Origin of the sequence: Flavobacterium sp. UBA5153 (assembly GCA_002413745.1) — a bacterium.
In the GTDB taxonomy this organism is placed as follows: Bacteria; Bacteroidota; Bacteroidia; order Flavobacteriales; family Flavobacteriaceae; genus Flavobacterium.
The window spans coordinates 1-16,809 of record DHXP01000051.1 but is presented as its reverse complement, the minus strand read 5'-3'; the positions used below and the strand labels follow the sequence as shown (position 1 = coordinate 16,809).

At 36.5% G+C, this 16,809-nt stretch carries 17 protein-coding genes; 9 read left to right on the top strand and 8 right to left on the bottom strand.

All coding sequences use genetic code 11. From position 1 onward, the window contains the following. Positions 1–364 precede the first annotated feature (364 nt). Positions 365–964, top strand: a complete 600-nt coding sequence (locus tag B2145_RS10280; protein ID WP_291101858.1) for an REP-associated tyrosine transposase — start codon at positions 365–367, stop codon at positions 962–964. 146 nt (positions 965–1,110) lie between these two features. Here the strand turns inward: B2145_RS10280 and fumC are convergent, their stop codons facing one another. Next, positions 1,111–2,496: a class II fumarate hydratase gene (gene fumC / locus B2145_RS10275; RefSeq protein WP_291101857.1), complete on the bottom strand. Its 1,386-nt coding sequence runs from the start codon at positions 2,494–2,496 to the stop codon at positions 1,111–1,113. Between the two features lie 193 nt (positions 2,497–2,689). Here fumC and B2145_RS10270 point away from each other — a divergent pair, with 193 nt between their 5' ends. Then, positions 2,690–2,860: a hypothetical protein gene (locus B2145_RS10270; protein WP_291101855.1), complete on the top strand. Its 171-nt coding sequence runs from the start codon at positions 2,690–2,692 to the stop codon at positions 2,858–2,860. Between the two features lie 45 nt (positions 2,861–2,905). On the opposite strand, the gene B2145_RS10265 is transcribed toward B2145_RS10270, so the two are convergent. After that, positions 2,906–5,350, bottom strand: coding sequence for a TonB-dependent receptor domain-containing protein (locus B2145_RS10265; protein ID WP_291101853.1), 2,445 nt, complete (start codon positions 5,348–5,350; stop codon positions 2,906–2,908). Between the two features lie 100 nt (positions 5,351–5,450). Beyond that, on the bottom strand, positions 5,451–5,792 hold the full coding sequence (gene arsC, locus B2145_RS10260) for an arsenate reductase (glutaredoxin) (protein ID WP_291101851.1): 342 nt from the start codon (positions 5,790–5,792) through the stop codon (positions 5,451–5,453). A gap of 121 nt (positions 5,793–5,913) precedes the next feature. Here arsC and B2145_RS10255 point away from each other — a divergent pair, with 121 nt between their 5' ends. Both B2145_RS10255 and B2145_RS10250 read left to right on the top strand, forming a co-directional pair. Further along, positions 5,914–6,825, top strand: a complete 912-nt coding sequence (locus tag B2145_RS10255) for a CPBP family intramembrane glutamic endopeptidase (protein WP_291101849.1) — start codon at positions 5,914–5,916, stop codon at positions 6,823–6,825. Between the two features lie 24 nt (positions 6,826–6,849). Continuing rightward, the gene (locus tag B2145_RS10250) at positions 6,850–7,896 is read left to right on the top strand and encodes an AMP-binding protein (RefSeq protein WP_291101847.1); all 1,047 of its coding nucleotides are present in this window, start codon (positions 6,850–6,852) and stop codon (positions 7,894–7,896) included. A gap of 176 nt (positions 7,897–8,072) precedes the next feature. On the opposite strand, the gene B2145_RS10245 is transcribed toward B2145_RS10250, so the two are convergent. The 3 genes from B2145_RS10245 to lpxD all read right to left on the bottom strand — a co-directional run bounded on the left by B2145_RS10245 (position 8,073) and on the right by lpxD (position 11,703). Next, positions 8,073–8,705 (bottom strand): hypothetical protein, encoded by a 633-nt coding sequence (locus tag B2145_RS10245; RefSeq protein WP_291101845.1) that lies wholly within the window; start codon positions 8,703–8,705, stop codon positions 8,073–8,075. A 164-nt stretch (positions 8,706–8,869) separates the two neighbouring features. Continuing rightward, positions 8,870–10,498 (bottom strand): acyl-CoA carboxylase subunit beta, encoded by a 1,629-nt coding sequence (locus B2145_RS10240; RefSeq protein WP_291101843.1) that lies wholly within the window; start codon positions 10,496–10,498, stop codon positions 8,870–8,872. A gap of 206 nt (positions 10,499–10,704) precedes the next feature. Continuing rightward, positions 10,705–11,703, bottom strand: coding sequence for a UDP-3-O-(3-hydroxymyristoyl)glucosamine N-acyltransferase (gene lpxD, locus B2145_RS10235; RefSeq protein WP_291101841.1), 999 nt, complete (start codon positions 11,701–11,703; stop codon positions 10,705–10,707). A gap of 274 nt (positions 11,704–11,977) precedes the next feature. Here lpxD and B2145_RS10230 point away from each other — a divergent pair, with 274 nt between their 5' ends. From B2145_RS10230 to B2145_RS10215, 4 genes are read left to right on the top strand one after another with little or no spacing between them, the layout of a single operon-like run. Further along, complete coding sequence (locus B2145_RS10230) at positions 11,978–12,283, top strand: ArsR/SmtB family transcription factor (RefSeq protein ID WP_291101839.1); 306 nt, start codon at positions 11,978–11,980, stop codon at positions 12,281–12,283. Between the two features lie 52 nt (positions 12,284–12,335). Beyond that, positions 12,336–12,572: a thioredoxin family protein gene (locus B2145_RS10225; RefSeq protein ID WP_291101837.1), complete on the top strand. Its 237-nt coding sequence runs from the start codon at positions 12,336–12,338 to the stop codon at positions 12,570–12,572. A gap of 4 nt (positions 12,573–12,576) precedes the next feature. Continuing rightward, on the top strand, positions 12,577–13,023 hold the full coding sequence (locus B2145_RS10220; protein ID WP_291101835.1) for a rhodanese-like domain-containing protein: 447 nt from the start codon (positions 12,577–12,579) through the stop codon (positions 13,021–13,023). Positions 13,024–13,039: 16 nt separating this feature from the next. Then, positions 13,040–14,014, top strand: a complete 975-nt coding sequence (locus B2145_RS10215) for a permease (RefSeq protein ID WP_291101832.1) — start codon at positions 13,040–13,042, stop codon at positions 14,012–14,014. Positions 14,015–14,085: 71 nt separating this feature from the next. Here B2145_RS10215 and prfB read toward each other — a convergent pair. Beyond that, positions 14,086–15,184, bottom strand: a protein-coding gene (gene prfB, locus B2145_RS10210; protein ID WP_291101830.1) for a peptide chain release factor 2 whose coding sequence is annotated in 2 segments (ribosomal slippage) — positions 14,086–15,120 and positions 15,122–15,184 — 1,098 coding nt in all. Because the reading frame shifts where the segments join, the coding sequence is not laid out codon by codon here. A gap of 87 nt (positions 15,185–15,271) precedes the next feature. On the opposite strand from prfB, the gene B2145_RS10205 reads away from it, so the two are divergent. Further along, positions 15,272–16,294 (top strand): threonine aldolase family protein, encoded by a 1,023-nt coding sequence (locus tag B2145_RS10205; protein WP_291101828.1) that lies wholly within the window; start codon positions 15,272–15,274, stop codon positions 16,292–16,294. Between the two features lie 54 nt (positions 16,295–16,348). Here B2145_RS10205 and B2145_RS10200 read toward each other — a convergent pair whose 3' ends face one another. Then, positions 16,349–16,759, bottom strand: a complete 411-nt coding sequence (locus B2145_RS10200; RefSeq protein ID WP_291101826.1) for a DUF1003 domain-containing protein — start codon at positions 16,757–16,759, stop codon at positions 16,349–16,351. Between the last annotated feature and the right edge of the window lie 50 nt (positions 16,760–16,809).

Sequence of the window (16,809 nt, the reverse complement as noted above, 5' to 3'; positions counted from 1 at the left end):
GCAAAGTCGTGGGGCATTTTACCCAGCTATGCGAAGTGTTCCTTAAAAAAAACGAACGTTCTTAAAAGTCGGGGGTGCTGTGCGAAGTCTCCCGACTTCGTACCCGCTGTAGTACCAGAACGTTATGCCTCAGTTTAGCGCTTAACGTAAAACAACAGAAAATATGAAAATAAAATTTACAATGCTATTACTTTTAGTTTCACTAAATTATGCTTTTTCCCCGCTCTACGTAGTGTTCTTTAAAAAATAAAAGTTCTTAAAAATCTAGGGTGCTGTGCGAAGTCTCCCGACTTCGTACCCATTCCAATAGGCAACTAAAGCAACTAATACAAGTCCTATTTTATTATATTTGAACAAAAAAGTTATGTCAGAAGGATATAAAATAAGAGATCAAACTTTGCCACATTTTATAACGGCAACCGTTGTTGATTGGGTTGATGTTTTTACAAGAAAAAGTTACAGAGACATAGTTGTAAGCTGTTTGGATTTTTGCATCAAAGAAAAGACTATGCTTTTGTATGGCTTTGTGATTATGAGCAATCATATACATATGGTAGTGCAATCTGGTGATGGTGAGTTGTCTGATTTGTTGAGAGATTTTAAGAAGTTTACAGCAACAAAAATAATAGAAAAAATAAAATCAGATCCCGAGAGTCGAAGAGAATGGATGTTGGAGCGTTTTAAACTAGCAACCGAAAGTCATTCTAGAAACAAAAATTATCAGTTTTGGAAGTATGGGAATCATCCTGAAGAAGTTTATAGCAACAAGTTTATGTGGTCAAAGTTGGATTATATTCATCTAAATCCTGTTCGTGCAGGAATTGTTGAGAAAGCATCCCATTATATTTATTCCAGTGCCAGTAATTATGTTTCTGACACAGGATTACTAAAAATAGAAAAAGCTGACATTCCTATTGTTGATGCTTTGAATTTGAATAATTTTACTCGATATAATGAATATTGAGTTTTGCAAAGTTGGAATGGCATATAATAATGGGTACGAAGTCGGGAGACTTCGCACAGCAATACCCAATTATTAGAAATTTTTGTTTTTTGAAGACTTCGAGAAGCGTTTTTTTCTGTTTTTATAAATCAAAATTCATAATTACCTTAAACCATAGCTGACGGTTTTACCCAAGCATCAAAATCTTCGGCGGTAACATAACCCAAACGAACCGCTTCTTCTCTTAAAGTGGTTCCGTTTTTGTGTGCGGTTTGAGCGATTTCAGCCGATTTATAATAGCCAATTTTGGTATTCAAAGCCGTAACCAGCATCAAGGAATTATTGACCAATTCTTCGATTCGTTTGTAATTGGGTTCGATTCCGCTGGCACAATGCTCGTCAAACGACAAACATGCTTCACCCAACAATCGTGCAGATTGCAAGAAGTTGGCCGCCATCAACGGTTTGAAAACGTTCAGTTCATAATGACCTTGCATTCCTCCAACAGAAATTGCAACATCATTCCCCATCACCTGCGCACAAACCATTGTCAAGGCTTCGCATTGTGTAGGGTTTACTTTTCCAGGCATGATGGATGAACCCGGCTCGTTTTCCGGAATAATGATTTCGCCAATTCCTGAACGTGGTCCGGAAGCCAGCATACGAATATCATTGGCAATTTTGTTCAATGAAACCGCCAATTGTTTCAAGGCACCATGGGTTTCCACAATGGCATCGTGAGCCGCCAAAGCCTCAAATTTGTTTGGAGCAGTTACAAAAGGATGTCCCGTGAATTTGGCAATATATTCGGCTACTTTCACGTCATAACCAGCAGGCGTGTTCAAGCCAGTTCCAACAGCAGTTCCGCCCAAAGCCACTTCTGATAAGTGGGCCAAAGTGTTTTTCACCGCTTTTAAACCATAACTCAATTGCGCTGCATATCCTGAAATTTCTTGTCCCAATGTTAATGGTGTGGCATCCATTAAATGCGTACGACCAATTTTTACGACATTGTTAAATTCGGCAGCTTTTGCTTGAAGCGTATCTCTTAATTTTTTGACACCCGGAATGGTTGTTTCCACAACTGCCTTGTAGGCTGCAATGTGCATTCCCGTTGGGAAAGTGTCGTTGGAAGACTGTGATTTGTTCACATCGTCATTGGCTTTGATGAATTGTTCACCTTCGCCAATGGCAAATCCCTTTAATACTTGGGCGCGATTAGCGACCACTTCATTCACGTTCATGTTACTTTGCGTTCCTGAACCCGTTTGCCAAATCACGAGCGGGAATTCGTCAGCCAGTTTTCCGGTTAGGATTTCGTCGCAAACGGCGGCAATGGCATCCCGTTTTTCTATTGGCAAAACTCCTAAGTCACAGTTCGCATAAGCCGCCGCTTTTTTTAAGAAGGCGAAACCTTCGATAATTTCCTTTGGCATTGAGGCTGAAGGGCCAATTTTGAAGTTGTTTCTTGAACGTTCTGTTTGTGCGCCCCAATATTTGTCAGCAGGAACTTGCACTTCACCCATGGTGTCTTTTTCTATTCTGTATTTCATTTTATTATTTATGTTGTATGATTATTCGTTTTTTATACCAATTCCAGTTCTAATAGTTGTAATAATTGCTCCGAAAATTGTTGCCTAAATTTAGGGATTACTACTGTTTTAAAAAAAAATAATATCAACTATTTATTGGTAAGAAAAAATATAAAACATACATTTGTGGCTACATTCAAAAATTCCGGAAAAAATGTTTGATTTCTCACAGTATTTAGGCTTTTTACTTTTCTTAACCGTTCTTACTATAGGATTTTGGTTAATGTTTTTCTTGGTTGGTTTCGTATCCTATTGGGTTGGCGGAGCGACTTGGGAAGCATTCAAGGAGAAAAGAGCAAAAAAGAGACAAGAACAATCACTTTAGTTTGATTGTCAAAAAAAAAGGACCCGTGAAAACGAGTCCTTTTTTTTATCCTGGAAATTCATCCCCAGTATCAGATTCTTTTTTGGGCTGTTTTTCTTTTTCTTTTGGTTTATTGAATCGATAGGTAAATGAAAGATTAATTTGTCGTGTGCGCCATTGCATTTCACTATAAGAATTTAGAACTCCGGGAATAGTTGTTTCATATTTTCTTTTTCTGGAATTAAATACGTCTTGGACGTTCAAGGCAAATGTTCCTTTCTCTTTAAACGCATCTTTACTAAAGCCTAAATTAGCGCTCAAATTTCCCAAAACACGTCCTTGGGCACTACTTTGAGGGCCATTATAGGTTATGTTTGTTTGCCAATCGATTTTGTAGGGTAAGTTCACTTTCGATGTTAGACGAGTGAACCAAGAATTGGCAGTATTGTCGAAATTTTGAGTAACCAATACATTTTGTGAATTGGTGTAGGAATAATCACCTTTAGTATCGACTTTAAAAAAATTGAAATTACTGTTTAATTTCCACCATTTATAAGGCGAATAATTTAAGGTGAATTCGAACCCATAACGGAATTCTGTGGCTAAATTAATCGGTGTGCTCAAAATTACTGGAGTTCCATTTACAAAATCGCCATTTTCTCTTCGGATGAATTGAAAAGAATCGGTTGTTTTATTCAAATACATCGAAGTATTAAAAGTTAGTTTTTCCCAACGTTTCAAGTAGCCAAAATCTAAGGCATTTGTAAATGCTGGATTCAAATCTGGATTTCCCTTGAAGATATTAATATTACTGGAATAGTTCGAAAACGGATTAATCATTCTTCCTCTAGGTCTGGAAATTCTTCGGCTATAACTGATTGAAGCACTACTTTTATCTGATATTTCATAGGTAAAGAATGCACTTGGAAAGAAGTTGTTGTACTTTTTAGTGTTAAAATTACTCGTCACTAATTGGTTGACATTAATTTTTGAATCTTCCCAACGCATTCCAAACAAGAAGGAAAATTTATTAATTTTTGTTCCCAATTGTGTGTATAAAGCATTCACGTTTTCTTTATAATCCAATATGTTTGTATATTGATTATTTGGAGTATAATTCCCTGAGGGATCTAAATTCCCCACTTTATAATCTGTAAGTAAACTTTTGAAATTACCTTTATACCCCATTTCAAACTGGCTTGCTTTTCCAAAAGGCAAAACGTAATCTGTTTGAATCAAACTTTCGTTTTGTTTTTGTGCATTACTGGTTTTCTCCAAAACATCGCTGGTGATAATGGAGTTATCGTTGTCTTTATCATTTGAAAACGATGCGTCAAAAGTAAGTTTATGTCCCTCTTTTTTGAATTTTTTAGTCAAATTTGTTGTGTATTCTACGTCTTGACTATCGCTGTTTTGAGTGCTGTAGCGGTAATTAGTAAAGTCGTATTGGTGGTTTAAATCATAATTATTATAGGTTACAGTTTCGGGATTATCACCACTGTTTTTTCTTATGTTAAAGGTATTTGTCCAAGTGGTTGTTTTATCAAGATACCAATCCACACCAAAATTCGAATTATAACCTTCTCTTAATCTGTTATTTTTTTTGCCTTCATTAATATAGTTTCTAGTACTTCCGTCCGGGTTTAGATATTCAGTATTGGTAAATGAGTTCCCTGGATTCGTGCGGTAATTATAACCCGTTGTCGAAAATAAATTAAACTGTTCCGATTTATAATTTATATTTCCTGAAATTCCATAATTTTCAGGATTTCCAGTTGAGGCAATTAGGGTTCCATTTAATCCCAAATTTTTTCCTCTTTTCAAAATAATATTCAAGAGGCCTCCACCGCCTTCAGAATCGTATCTAGCAGATGGATTGGTGATTACTTCCACTTTTTCAATGGCATCAGCTGGAATTTGTCGAAGTGCCTCGGCAATATTAATTGCGTTTGAGGGTCTTCCGTCAATAAGAATTCGGACATTATCGTTTCCTCTCAAACTCACTACACCGTCCGAATCTACAGAAACAGAAGGAATATTATCTAAAACATCGCTTACGGTTCCACCTCTCACCATTAAGTCTTTACCTACATTATATACTTTTTTATCCAGTTTAATTTCGACAGTTGTTTTTTCAGATCGAACTATAACTTCATTCAATTGTGAAGCATCTTCCTCTAAGGCAATTTTTCCCAAACTGGTGCTTTCCTGAAATTTTCGTTGCTTAATTATACTTGGTTTAAAAGAGATGAATTCTATTTTAATATCATAAGTACCTGGGTTGACGTCAACGTCAAACTCTCCTTTTGCATTTGTAATTCCGCCGGCAATTGCTTTTGGGTTTCTAGGATTTGTGAAAGTGATAGTGGCATATTCAAGGGGCTGTTGACTCACTTTTTCGACCACAGTTCCTGTGATTTTTATTTTAATTGCCATAGGCCTTCCTTGGGCAAAATTTAAAAAAGAAGTGCATAGCAAAAGAAATGTTATGGCAAATTTTAATTTTTTCATGGGTTTGGAAAATGAATTATTTCTATATAAGACTGTAAAAGTAAATTTTGGTTTAATCTCCAATTCACAAAATTTTGTTAAAAACACCAATATAATACTACTAAATAATAACCTTTACTTTCTCCAAAGGTCTTGCAACGACTGCTTTTTCATCGTTAACGACAATAGGTCTTTCGATAAGAATTGGATTTGAAATCATGGTTTGAATGACTTCATCGTCAGACATAGTCCTATTTTTGAAATTTTCTACCCAAATTTTCTCTTTTCGACGCACTAATTCGATTGGTTTTATGTCCAATTTCTTAATAATTGCCTTCAATTCTTCAAAAGAGGGAACATCCTCAAGATATTTGATAACTTCATATTCTTGACCAGATTCTTCAAGAAAAGCTAGGCATTCCCTTGATTTTGTACAGCGTGAATTATGATAAATTTGAATCATTAAATAAGTGTTTAAATTTTTTGTAAAGTAATGGATTAAAAAACGGAAAATAAAGCTAAATTCGGACTAACAAATAATTAGGAAAACGTACTTATATGCTAAATCAATTAAATTCAGGGAAATGTTTATAGCTCAGGCATATAAAGGGAATAATGCTTGGTGGCGCGTTTTAATTACCACGTTATTAACGGCAGGAATATTTGTCGCAAATTTTATTATGTTCTTCTTTATGTCGAAAGAACAAATGAATGAAGCGTATAAAACGATGAGTGAAATCCCGAAAAATCTGTCATTGACAATCAATTTGTTGCCCTTTGTTTTCCTGTTGGGACTGTTGTTTTTATTAGTTCGGGTTCTACACAAAAGAAGCATTCTTTCGCTCACAACTTCCAGAAATAAAGTAGATTATAAAAGAATTTTGTTCTCTTTTGGGTTAATTGTTTTATTGACGATTGTGGGTTTTGCCATTTCCTGTTCCATGGATAGTTCCGAGATTATTTGGAATTTCAACCCATCAAAATTTGCCATATTATTTATTGTCAGTACCTTGTTGTTTCCTTTTCAAATAGGTCTTGAGGAGTATTTATTCAGGGGTTTTTTGATGCAACAAATTGGCATTATTGCCAAAAACAGATGGTTTCCACTGTTAGTTACTTCGGTTATGTTTGGATTATTTCACAGTGCTAATCCCGAAGTTGCCAAAATGGGTTTTGGAGTAATGTTTTTTTATATTGGAACGGGTCTTTTACTTGGCATTATGACATTAATGGATGAAAGTCTGGAACTGGCATTGGGTTTTCATTTGGGAAATAATTTAATGGCGGCACTATTGATTACTTCCGATTTTTCGGCCATTCAAACTGATGCAGTTTTCAAATATTCCGGAGTTGAAAATCCTGTTAACATGTTAAATGAAATGTTAGTTTCGATTGCAATTGTGTATCCGATTATCTTATTTATATTTGCAAAGAAATACAATTGGATTAATTGGAAAGAAAAACTTAGTGGCAAAATAGTAAACCCAAAACCATAAACAATTTAAATATAATACAACATAATGAGGAAAATAACATACAAGAATATACATAATCGATTCAAATTAAATGGTTATCATATTAGTCATGAGGAAATATTTTATGTGGCTTATTGCTTTATAAAAGAAGGCGAACCTTTTGAACAATATGTTGGAAACTTCTTGCTTGATTGGTTCGACGAGAAATCCTATATTGAAATGAATACATCTGGAACTACCGGTACTCCAAAAATCATAAGAATTGAAAAGCAAGCAATGGTAGATTCTGCTTTAGCAACAGGAGATTTTTTTGGATTAGTTCCCGGAAATACAGTATTACATTGTTTGCCAACTAATTATGTGGCTGGAAAAATGATGTTTGTTAGATCCTTTATTTTGGGACTGGAAATGAAATTTGTAGATCCAACTTCACATCCTTTAGAAAATATTGATGAAGAATTTGATTTTTGTGCCATGGTTCCGCTTCAGGCAAAAAATTCTTTGGAAAACTTGAAAAATAAGCAGATCAAAAAATTAATTATTGGTGGTGTAAAAGTGCATAAAGCATTGGAACAAGAATTAGTGAAATTGCCAATTGAAATTTATGAAACCTATGGTATGACTGAGACTATCACTCATATTGCAGCAAAAAGAATAGGAGAAGAAGCATTTACTGTTTTGCCAAATGTAAAAATTTCTGTAGATAGCAGACAATGTTTGGTTATTAAAGCTAAAAACATAAGTGACCATAAAATCGTGACAAACGATATTGTAAATTTAGTTTCTGACACACAATTTATTTGGGAAGGCAGAATTGACAATGTCATTAATAGTGGAGGAATCAAATTAATGCCAGAGCAAATAGAGGAAAAACTTTCTACACTTATCCCTAGACGTTATTTTGTTTGTGGAAAACCTGACGCCGTTCTTGGAGAAAAATTAGTGCTTTATGTTGAAGGAGAACCCATCAAAATAGAAGAATCTGTTTTTAGTGTTTTAAATAAATATGAAAAACCTAAAGAAATTATTTTTATCCCCAAGTTTAAAGAGACTGCCACCGGTAAAATTATGAGAAAAGAAAGTCTATTATAGGGAAATAGAACGATTTAAATAAAAAAAGAGATGATTTTAAAAAATCATCTCTTTTTTTTATAAAATTATTCCTGCATTTTAAAATAGTAATCCGCCGAATGTTTTCCGCTTCCATAAAACAAGAAAGACACACAAATTGTATTCTTTCAAAAAGTGCCACTAAACGAAATAGAGGCTTAATTTACGAAACGGTATTTTAGCTTTAGGCCAAGACTATTTTCAGCATGACCATGAGCTAAAAATTGGGTAAAATCCAATGACAAACCCAGTTTCTTTTTTTTAGTTCCAATGATAAAATATTTCCCCAGATATAAACCCGAACATAACCCAATTTGCTGTGGTCCAGCAAATTCTGATACAAAACCAAGTCCGAATTTACTGTCTGCATCTGAAATTGCATATCCTAATCCTGATTCTACACCCCAGTACCAATTGGAGTTTAAATTGAATTGTACATTTGGTTTAATGCAAATTAAACTAAAGTTACTATGCAATGCTCTTTCCTCTAATGTGCTTTCAGGAGTTAGTATACGGCTGTTTCTTTTGATAAATCGGTAATCATAATCGACTTTAATGCCTAACTCCCCTTTTGGAGAAATTTTTTTCCAGACTCTTGCATTGACACCGATGGCAAGTCTGTGTGTTCGATACATCTGAATATGAACCGGTAGTGATAGATTGATACCAGCCTCCAAGAAAATTAATTTATTTTGCTCGGAAATAATTTTTTTTTCGTCTGTTTGCTGTGCAAAACATGATTGCAAAACTAACAGCATTACACTTACGAATACAACCGGGGACTTTTTCATTTTTTTCTTATATTATATCATTCAAAGAATTGACATGGTTTTTTATTGAATTGAAAAAAATAATGATAATATATTGATCGGCAGTAACTTTATTATGGGTTTTAATAATTGATTTCGTAAATATAAAGGTATATTTTTTTTTGCTAAGAACTTATAAATCAATGTTAAACTTGAATGACTCCAAGGTTAAATTTCTTTTCGATAGGCGAGTGGTTGGCCGCTTCAATTCCCATAGAAATCCAGGTTCTGGTGTCCAAAGGATCAATTATGGCATCTGTCCAAAGCCGTGAGGCAGCATAATAAGGAGAAACTTGTTCGTCATATCTTGCTTTTATTTTGTCGAACAATTCTTTTTCCTTGGCCTCATCCACGATTTCTCCTTTCGCTTTAAGCGAAGAGGCTTCAATTTGCGCCAATACTTTTGCGGCTTGTGTTCCGCCCATAACGGCGAGTTCAGCACTTGGCCAAGCAACTATTAATCTCGGATCGTATGCTTTTCCGCACATCGCATAATTTCCTGCGCCATACGAATTTCCTACGATTATGGTGAATTTTGGCACTACCGAGTTGGAAACGGCATTCACCATTTTGGCACCATCTTTTATGATTCCGCCATGTTCTGATTTGGAACCTACCATAAACCCGGTGACGTCTTGCAAGAAAACCAAAGGAATCTTTTTTTGGTTACAATTGGCAATAAAACGAGTGGCTTTATCGGCAGAATCCGAATAAATAACGCCTCCAAATTGCATTTCGCCATTCTTGGTTTTCACCACTTTTCGCTGGTTGGCAACAATTCCCACAGCCCAACCATCAATTCTAGCATAACCCGTAATGATGGTTTTTCCATAGCCCTCTTTGTAGGCTTCAAACTCTGAATTATCCACCAATCTGCCTATGATTTCCATCATATCATATTGCTCATTTCGAGCTTTTGGCAAAATGCCGTAAATTTCTTGTTCTTCCAATGCCGGTTTCACCGCTTTAATTCGGCTGAAACCTGCTTTGTCGTAATCACCAATTTTGTCTACAATATTTTTTATTTTGTCCAATGCGTCCTTGTCGTCTTTGGCTTTATAATCCGTAACTCCCGAAATTTCGCAATGTGTCGTTGCTCCGCCAAGAGTTTCATTGTCAATGCTTTCGCCAATGGCGGCCTTGACCAAATAACTTCCTGCCAAGAAAATGCTTCCCGTTTTATCCACTATCAAAGCCTCGTCGCTCATTATTGGAAGATAAGCACCGCCGGCAACACAGCTTCCCATAACCGCTGAAATTTGGGTAATTCCCATACTGCTCATTATGGCATTATTCCTGAATATGCGTCCAAAATGTTCCTTGTCCGGGAAAATTTCGTCTTGCAAAGGCAAAAATACGCCCGCACTATCCACCAAATATATGATTGGTAATCTATTTTCCATCGCAATTTCTTGCGCTCTCAAATTTTTCTTCGCCGTAATTGGGAACCAAGCCCCCGCTTTTACGGTGGCATCATTGGCAACGACGATGCATTGTTTTCCTTTGATGTACCCAATTTTCACCACAACACCACCCGAAGGACATCCGCCATATGCTGCATACATTCCTTCGCCAACAAAACCTCCAATTTCAATGCATTTCCCTTTGGCGTCAAGTAAATAATCGATGCGTTCCCGCGCCGTCATTTTACCTTCGGAATGTAATTTTTGAATACGATTTTCTCCGCCGCCTTGTTTGACTTTGGCAAATTTATGACGCAGGTCTGAAAGCAAGAGTTTATTGTGGTCTTCGTTTTTGTTGAAGTTCAAGTCCATAATGAAATTGTGTTTATCTAAATGTAGCGATGGCTAAATTACGAAATCCATTGAAAAGGTTATACTAAAATTGTAATATTAGAAAACACATTTTTTTGAACCATTAAGAAATTAAGGATATTAAGTTTTTATTTCTGATAAAACTTAATTTCTTAATGGTTCCTCTTTTTTATTAATTTCATTAGACTTATTAGAAGTTAGAAAATTTATTTTTTAGACTCATTGACCAATCTTTTTAAAATGGCCCATTGTCTTAGTGTATCGCGGGACTCGATAGCTGGATAACCTAACAAGGTTTTTCCTGCTGGAACATCTTTTGTCACGCCAGAACCTCCGCCTATAATTGCCCCGTCGCCAATAGTCACGTGATCGGTTATAGAAGCGCTTCCGCCAATGAGAACTCCATTTCCTAAAGTTACTGAACCGGCCAAGCCGCTTTGTCCCGCCATAATACAGAATCTTCCCAGTTTACTATTATGTCCAATTTGAATTAAATTGTCAATCTTGCAACCGTCACCCAAAATTGTAGAACTGAATTTCCCTCTATCGACACAAGTGTTGGCTCCAATTTCGACTCCGTTGCCAAGAATCACGTTACCGATTTGCGGAATTTTGACCAAACCTCTCTGTGGGTCTGGACGGAATCCAAAACCATCGGCGCCAATTGTGGCGTTGGGATGAATAATGCAATCGTTGCCAATGTGACAACGCTCCCGAACCACCGCGCCTGACCAAATTATCGTATTTTTTCCAATAGTACATTCGTCGAGAATCGTAACATTGGGATAAATAGTGATGTTTTCGCCAAGTTGAACTTTTGGACCAATGTAACTTCCTGCGCCAATTCGGGTTCCGTTTCCTATGATGGCAGTCGAGTCAATAGTGGCTGTTGGATGAATGTCAGTGCTGAAAAGTGGAGTAGGCGGAGCGAAAAGTTCCAAGACTTGTGACATTGCCAAATCGGCATTTTTCACTTTGATGAACGCCCTATTTTCGCCGGGTCCAATCGAAATATCCTCGTTGACAACAGCAGCGCAGGCTTTGGATGTTTCCCAAAACTTTTCGTATTTTTTGTTTCCAATAAAAGAAATCTCGGAAGCATTGGCAAGTTCTAATTGTTCAGGAGCGGTAATTTTTATGGAAGTATCGCCAACAATAGTGCCTTTTAAAACTTCGTTTATTTCTTGAATGGAATAGGATTTCATTATTTAATGATTTGTTAGATTTGGAATAGAATTACAAAATTAAGCAAATTTGTGTTGAAATTCCTAATGGATTATTTCTTGGCGAGTTTTAGAATTCGTGACAATGAAAGTTTGTTGTTAAAATAATGAAATAATCTTATGATTAATTGGCTATATTTTTGAAGCCAACGACTCTCCCAAACTTTAAATTATCACTCCCAAACACAAATAATTAGGATAAATTATTTTGATTTTTAAAAATTATTCGTAAATTTACGAATAACTAAAAAAGGATATGGCGACTGTCGCAAAATCGGATTATTTTACCAAGGAACAGGAACAAACCGCACGTTTTGCAAAAGCGATGGGGCATCCTGTTAGAATTGCTATTTTGCAATTACTGAACTCCCAAAATTGTTGTTTTCACGGTGATATGGCCGAAGAACTTCCTATTGCAAAATCTACTTTGTCGCAACATTTAAACGAACTCAAAGATGCTGGTTTAATTCAAGGAAATGTTGCACCACCAACGGCGAAATATTGTATCAACAAAGAAAATTGGAATTTGGCTAAAAAGCTTCTGAATGAAGTTTTAAAATAATTTTTAAAAATGTTATTCGTATTTTTACGAATAGAAACTAAAATTCATAAAAATGAGACAAATAAAAGTATTAGGACCAGGTTGCCCAAAGTGCAAAACTACCTATAACAATGTTTTAGAAGCCCTAAAACAATTAGACATTCAAGCCGAAGTAGTAAAAATTGAAGATATTGAAGAAATGATGAAATACAATGTGCTAACCACGCCTGTATTAATGATTGATGATGTCATCAAAGTAAAAGGAAGAATTGCTCAAGTTAGTGAAATTATTGAACTGTTAAAAAACTAAACAAATGGAAAGTCAAACATTAGTTAAAGAAATATGCCCCACCACAACACAAAGTTGGGTAAAAGAAGGAGCATTATTGGTAGATGTTCGTGAAAAGGACGAAGTAGCGCAATTATCTTTTGATGTGCCCAATATTATCAACATTCCGTTAAGTGTATTTGAAGAACATTTTACAGAAATTCCAAAGGATAAAAATGTGGTGATGGTTTGTAAAGTTGGAGCTAGAAGTTTAAGAGCTGCAGGATTCTTGGTAAATCACGGTTATGACAAAGTGGTAAATATGAAACACGGAATGGTTCGTTGGGCACAAAAAGGGTTCCCGACCAAAGGGGATACTTCTGTAGTTCTAGGAAACGCACAAGACAGTGGATGTTGCGGAACAACTGCTTCTCCTGCCGCGCAATCGTGTTGTGATAGTAGTCCCAAATCTGACGGAAGTAAATGTTGTTAATCTAAAATAGATTATTATGTTCGACTGGCTGCAATATTTTGCTGATTGGCTAATTTATTCGGTTTTTGCAATTGAGCAACATACAAAATTAGGCGATTCGTTAAATTTCTTTGTATTTGATACCTTGAAAATTGCACTCTTGCTTTTTGCAATAACAACCGTAATGGGAATTGTAAATTCTTATTTTCCAGTAGATAAAGTGCGTAATTTTTTGAGCCGAAAAAAACTTTTTGGCCTGGAATATTTATTTGCTTCCTCTTTTGGAGTCATTACACCATTTTGTTCCTGTTCGTCAGTTCCATTATTTATTGGATTTGTAAAAGGAGGAATTCCGCTAGGCATCACTTTTACGTATCTCATAACAGCACCATTGGTAAACGAAGTGGCGATTGCCATTTTTGCGGGAGCATTCGGATTCAAAGTGACTGCTATTTATGTGCTGACAGGAATAGTTTTGGGGATTATTGGTGGATTTACTTTGGGAAAATTAAAATTAGAAAAACAGCTTTCTCCCTGGGTTCAGAACATTATTGCCAATGCACAAACTGAGGAAGAAATAGAAGAAGAAAAACAATCGCTCTCACAAAGATTTCCTTTGATTTTAAAAGAAGCTTATAACATTGTAAAAGGGGTTTCGCCTTATATCATCATTGGTATTGCAATTGGTGGTTTGATGCACGGATTTTTGCCAACAGGATTTTTCGAAAATTACATCAACAAAGGACAATGGTTTGCGGTTCCATTGGCAGTAATTATAGGTGTGCCAATGTATAGCAATGCGGCGGGCGTTATTCCCGTGGTTCAGGTTCTTGTTGCAAAAGGAGTTCCGCTTGGAACTGCCATTGCATTTATGATGGGAGTTATTGGTTTATCCTTGCCGGAAGCAATGCTTTTGAAGAAAGTAATGACTTGGAAATTAATTGCCATTTACTTCGGAACTATCGCCTTTTTTATGATTGTATCGGGTTACTTATTCAATATTATTTTATAAATAATTGTAAGCAAACCCGACAGGTTTTTGAACCCTGTCGGGTCTAAAATTATTCAAATTGAGACTGACTACTACTCATCATCTTTCTGTCCCATCATCATCAGATACGCTTTCAAAAATTCATCGATTTCACCATTCATCACACCGTCAACATTGCTGGTTTCGTAGCCGGTGCGAACATCTTTGACTAGTTTATACGGTTGCATCACATAATTCCGGATTTGCGAACCCCATTCGATTTTCATTTTCCCTGCCTCGATATCAGATCGCTGTTCTCGTTGCTTTTTTAATTCAATTTCATACAATTGCGATTTAAGCATTTGCATCGCTCTTTGTCTGTTATCGTGTTGTGAACGCGTTTCCGAACATTGAATTTGGATCCCCGAAGGTTTGTGGTTCAACTGCACTTTGGTTTCCACCTTATTCACGTTCTGACCACCGGCACCGCTGGATCGGGCAGTTGTGATTTCAATATCGGCAGGATTGATTTCAATTTCTATCGTATCATCCACTAACGGATACACATAAACCGAGGCAAAAGACGTATGTCGCTTGGCATTGCTGTCAAAAGGAGAAATGCGAACCAATCGATGCACGCCATTTTCGCCCTTTAAATAACCAAAAGCAAAATCGCCTTCAATTTCGAGGGTTACCGTTTTTATTCCTGCAACATCGCCTTCCTGATAATTGAGTTCACGTATTTTGTATCCCGATTTTTCGGCCCACATCATATACATTCGCATCAGCATTGAAGCCCAATCGCAACTTTCCGTTCCGCCGGCACCAGCCGTAATTTGTAATACCGCGCTCAAACTGTCGCCTTCGTCAGACAACATATTTTTGAATTCGATGGCTTCAATATGGTTTTTGGTAGCAGCATATTGCTCGTCTAATTCTTCGACGGAAAGTTCCCCTTCCTTGTAGAATTCGTAAGCCAGTTGCAACTCGTCGGCCATTTCGACCGCCTTATTGTAATCTTCGACCCATTTTTTCTTGGAACGAAGATTTTTCACATAGATTTCGGCTTCTTTGGGATTGTTCCAAAAATCGGGAGCTAAAGTCTTTTCTTCTTCGTTTGTGATTTCAATTAATTTGGCATCAACGTCAAAGATACCTCCTCAACGCACCAAGGCGCTCTACAATACCTTTTATTTGTTCGGTAGTTGTCATAAATTATAGTAATTTTGTGGCACAAAAATAGAAAAATTTTGCGTAGCGACAAGTCGAGACTTGTCCATAATTATATAAAAGAAGAAAATGGAAATAAATTTAGTTAGTGATACCGTCACTAAACCTAGTCAGGAAATGTTGCGGTTTATGTTTAAAGCCGAAGTAGGGGACGATGTATATAAACAAGACCCAACGGTTATAGAACTGGAATCCAGAGTTGCCGAAATGTTCGGGATGGAAGCGGCACTGTTTTTTCCTTCGGGAACAATGGCTAATCAAACAGCCATTAAGTTGCACACGCAACCTGGCGAACAATTAATTGCCGATAAATATGCACACGTTTATAATTATGAAGGCGGTGGAGTTTCTTTTAACAGCGGAGTTTCCTGTTGTTTATTAGATGGAAATCGCGGAATGATTACGGCAGAGCAAGTTGCCGGATCCATCAATGATCCAGAATTTTATCACAGTGCATTGACGAGTTTAGTTTGTGTCGAAAATACGACCAATAAAGGCGGAGGTGCTTGTTATGATTTTGAAGAATTCAAGAAAATAAGACAAGTTTGCGATGCCAATAATTTGAAATTCCACTTGGACGGAGCAAGAATTTGGAATGCTTTGATGGCCACCAACGACGATCCTAAAGAATATGGAAAAGTTTTCCACACTATTTCGGTTTGTTTGTCCAAAGGTTTGGGAGCACCAATAGGTTCCCTTTTATTGTCCGATAAAGCCACGATTCATAGAGCATTGAGAATCAGGAAAATATTTGGCGGTGGAATGCGTCAAGTGGGTTATTTGGCGGCAGCCGGAATTTATGCTTTGGACAACAACATCGAAAGATTGGCAGACGACCACAGACGCGCCAAGGAGATAGGAGCCGTTTTGGAAAAACTAAACTGGGTTGCAAAAGTAGAACCTGTTGAAACCAATATTTTGATTTTCTCGGTTCAGCCGCACGTCAATGAAGCCGATTTAATGGAAAAATTAAAACAAAAAGGAATTTCCATAAGCTCAATGGGACACGGAAAACTACGTATCGTGACGCATCTCGATTATCGTGAAGTGATGCACACTTATGTTTTGGAAACCTTGGAGAAGTTATTTTAGTTTAAAGTTTAAGGTTTCAAGTTATGGATTATCAGAAACTTGAAACCTTAAATATTATTTTTTCATTTCTTCCAGCATTGCAATAATTTTATCTAATTTATCAACATCAAGTTTATTTAGTATTATTGTCAAGGCTTCAATTTCAAGCTTTGCGTCAATATTTGTCTGGTAATCCGCTTGGGCTTGCAATCTGTCTCTATCATTTTGTCTGTTTTGGGCCATCATAATAATAGGCGCAGCATAAGCAGCTTGAGTCGAGAAAACAAGATTGAGCAATATAAATGGGTACGCATCCCAATGATACACATAACCGACAAGATTTAATCCCATCCAAAGCAATACCAAAATAGTTTGGATGATAATGAATTTCCAAGAGCCCATTCCTTTAGCCACTGAATCGGATAAACGACTACCAAAGCCTAAAGTTTCAATGTGTTTTTCGTGCCAGTTTTTGTAATTCAGCATATCGATTTATTTTGGGGTTGTTATTAATAACCTGAATTCGATTAATCAAA